Source organism: Inquilinus sp., assembly GCF_057815775.1.
Window position 1 is genome coordinate 1 of the sequence record NZ_JBYRFX010000089.1, and the last position, 2,761, is coordinate 2,761.

General features: G+C 68.6%; 3 protein-coding genes. 2 read left to right on the top strand and 1 reads right to left on the bottom strand.

Features of this window, described 5'->3' with window-relative positions; translation table 11 throughout:
* Positions 1–309, bottom strand: a 309-nt coding sequence (locus tag AC3XYG_RS03280) for a sugar phosphate nucleotidyltransferase (RefSeq protein WP_489138383.1), incomplete at its 3' end; no start/stop codon positions are given.
* A gap of 238 nt (positions 310–547) precedes the next feature.
* Between AC3XYG_RS03280 and AC3XYG_RS03285 the strand changes: the two genes are divergently transcribed.
* Both AC3XYG_RS03285 and AC3XYG_RS03290 read left to right on the top strand, forming a co-directional pair.
* A complete protein-coding gene (locus AC3XYG_RS03285) occupies positions 548–1,498 on the top strand; it encodes a substrate-binding domain-containing protein (protein ID WP_489138384.1) in 951 nt (316 codons plus the stop codon).
* 163 nt (positions 1,499–1,661) lie between these two features.
* The coding region (locus tag AC3XYG_RS03290; protein WP_489138385.1) for a sugar ABC transporter ATP-binding protein at positions 1,662–2,761 on the top strand (1,100 nt) is incomplete at its 3' end.

Sequence of the window (2,761 nt, forward strand, 5' to 3'; positions counted from 1 at the left end):
GACGGCCGGGGCGGTGTTGCGGGCGGCGGGCTCGAGGATGATGGCATCCGGCGCGACGCCGATCTGGCGCATCTGTTCGGCGACGACGAAGCGATGGTCGTCGGCGCAGATGAACACCGGCGGTGCGAAGCCATCGGCCTCGCCCACCCGGGCCACCGTCTCCTGGATCATGGTGCCGCCGGAGATCAGCGGCAGGAACTGCTTGGGATAGCCCGCCCGCGACAAGGGCCATAGTCGCGTTCCCGAACCGCCCGACAACACCACCGGCACCACGGCCGGGGCCGCCTCGTTCCCACTCATCTTCGCCATCGTTCTCTCCGCATCGACCCGATCCGGTCGCCATCGATGCTTATGGGCGATCCGGCGGCACCGACACAATGGCACAGCATGGCGGGCCATGGCTGCAGATGCAGATCGCGATCCGCCCGGACCGGACATGCCGTTGACAGCACCTGGGCAATCATCTGACAATTTACCCCATCGAAAAGAGTCGTGGATTGCGGCGCGGCACCGCCCACGACAACCAAATCGCCGTGGAGGAGAGCTCATGACTGGATCGTTGCAACGCACCCTGCTGGGGGCCGTCCTGGCCCTCGCCGTCGCCTTGCCGGCCGCGGCGCAGGACAAGAAGACCATCCTGACCTCGGTGCCCAATCTCGGCTTCCCGTTCTTCGTCCACATGATGAACGAGCTGAAGTCGGAGGCGCAGAAGCAGGGCGTCGCCGCCACCGAATCCGATGGTCAGAACAGCGCGCCGAAGCAGACCGCGGATGTCGAGGCGGCGCTGGTGCAGAAGGTCGACGGCATCGTGATCAGCCCGATCGACGTCAACGCCATGGCCCCGGTGCTGTCCGAGGCGGTGGAGGCCGGCGTGCCGGTCGTCACCATCGACCGGCGGGTGACCGGCGTCGACGGCATCCTGGCCCATGTCGGCGCCGACAACGTGTTGGGCGGCGAGGCCCAGGCGAAGTGGCTGATGGAAGCCTATCCGAACGGCGCCAGCATCGTGAACCTGCAGGGCCAGCCCGGCGCCAGCCCGGCGATCGACCGCAACAAGGGCCTGCACAACGTCCTGGATGCGCACAAGGACAAGTACAAGTTCGTGGCGGAGCAGACCGCGAACTTCGCCCGCGACCAGGGCCTGAGCGTTACCGAGACCATCCTGGCCGGGCTGCAGACGCCGCCCGACGTGATCGTGTCGGCCAATGACGACATGGCGCTGGGCGCGCTGGAGGCGGTGCGCGGCCGCAACCTGCAGGACAAGATCAAGATCATCGGCTTCGATTCCCTGCCCGAGGCGCTGGGCAGCATCCGCGACGGCGGCATGGCCGGCACCGTCGAGCAATTCCCCGGCGGGCAGAGCCGGCAGGCGGTCGACGTCCTGGTCGCCTACCTCAACACCAAGAAGAAGCCGGATCCGGACGTGATCCTGCTGACGCCGATCGTCATCACCAAGGCCAATCTCGACAAGGCCGAGCGCATCGGCGAGGTCAAGTAGCAACCGACGTCCAATCTCCTCCTCAACTGTCATTGCCGGGCTCGACCCGGCAATCCAGAAGCTGTCGACAGTCTCTGGATGCCCGCGTGAAGCCCGGGCATGACAGTCGTGGGGAGGGGTTGGAAAATCCCGCGCCAACTCAGTTGCCACGCCCAGGATTGCCATGACCGAACCCCTGCTGCGCATGACGGCGATCGCCAAGCGCTTCCCCGGCGTCGTGGCGCTGGACGGCGTCGGGCTGGAGGTCGCGGCCGGCGAGGTGCATGGCCTGCTGGGCGAGAACGGCGCCGGCAAGTCGACACTGCTGAAGATCCTGTCCGGGGCGCAGCCGCCGGATGGCGGCGCCATCGTCTTCGGCGGCGAGACCGTGAGCTTCGCGGCGCCCTATGAATCGCAGCGCCGCGGCATCGTCACGATCTATCAGGAGTTCAACCTGATCCCGAGCCTGACGGTGGGCGAGAACATCCTGATCGGCCGCGAGCCGGGGCGGGCCGGGCTGGTCGACTGGTCGGCGATGCACCGCCTGGCCAAGGCGGCGCTGGACCAGATCGGCCTGGCCATCGATCCGCGCCGGCTGGTGCGCGACCTCAGCGTCGCCGAGCAGCAGATGGTCGAGATCGCCCGCGCCCTGTCGATGGAATCGCGGCTGATCGTGATGGACGAGCCGACCTCGGCCCTGAGCTCGACCGAGGTCGACCGGCTGATGGCGATCGTCCGTGCCCTGCGCGACCGCGGCATCGCCGTCGTCTACGTCACCCATCGGCTGGACGAGGTGATGGCGGTGTGCGACCGGTTCAGGGTGCTGCGCGACGGCAAGCTGGTCGGCAGCGCCGACGTCGCGTCGATCACCATCGACGACATCATCCGCATGATGGTCGGGCGCGACCTCGGCGCGGTGGCCCGGATCGAGGGCGGCACGGTGCAGGCCGGGCCGCCGGCGCTGCGGGTCGAGGGCATCAAGACCGAGCGCAGCGCGCTCAACCCCCACGCCACGGTGCTGCGCGACGTCTCGCTGTCGGTCCGCCGCGGCGAGATCCTGGGCATCGCCGGCCTGGTCGGGGCCGGGCGGACCGAGCTGGCGCGGTCGGTGTTCGGCGCCGACAGCCGCACCGCCGGCCGCATCTTCGTCGACGAGACGCTGGTCGAGATCCGGTCCCCGGCCGATGCGATCCGCCACGGCATCGGGCTGGTGCCGGAGGACCGCAAGCAGCAGGCGCTGTTCCTGTCGCTGGCGATCCGCGCCAATCTGGCGATCACCGCGCT

Coding starts and splice junctions, on each gene's coding strand:
- AC3XYG_RS03285 (WP_489138384.1), top strand. CDS start 548: ATGACTGGATCGTTGCAACGCACCCTGCTGGGGGCCGTCCTGGCCCTC.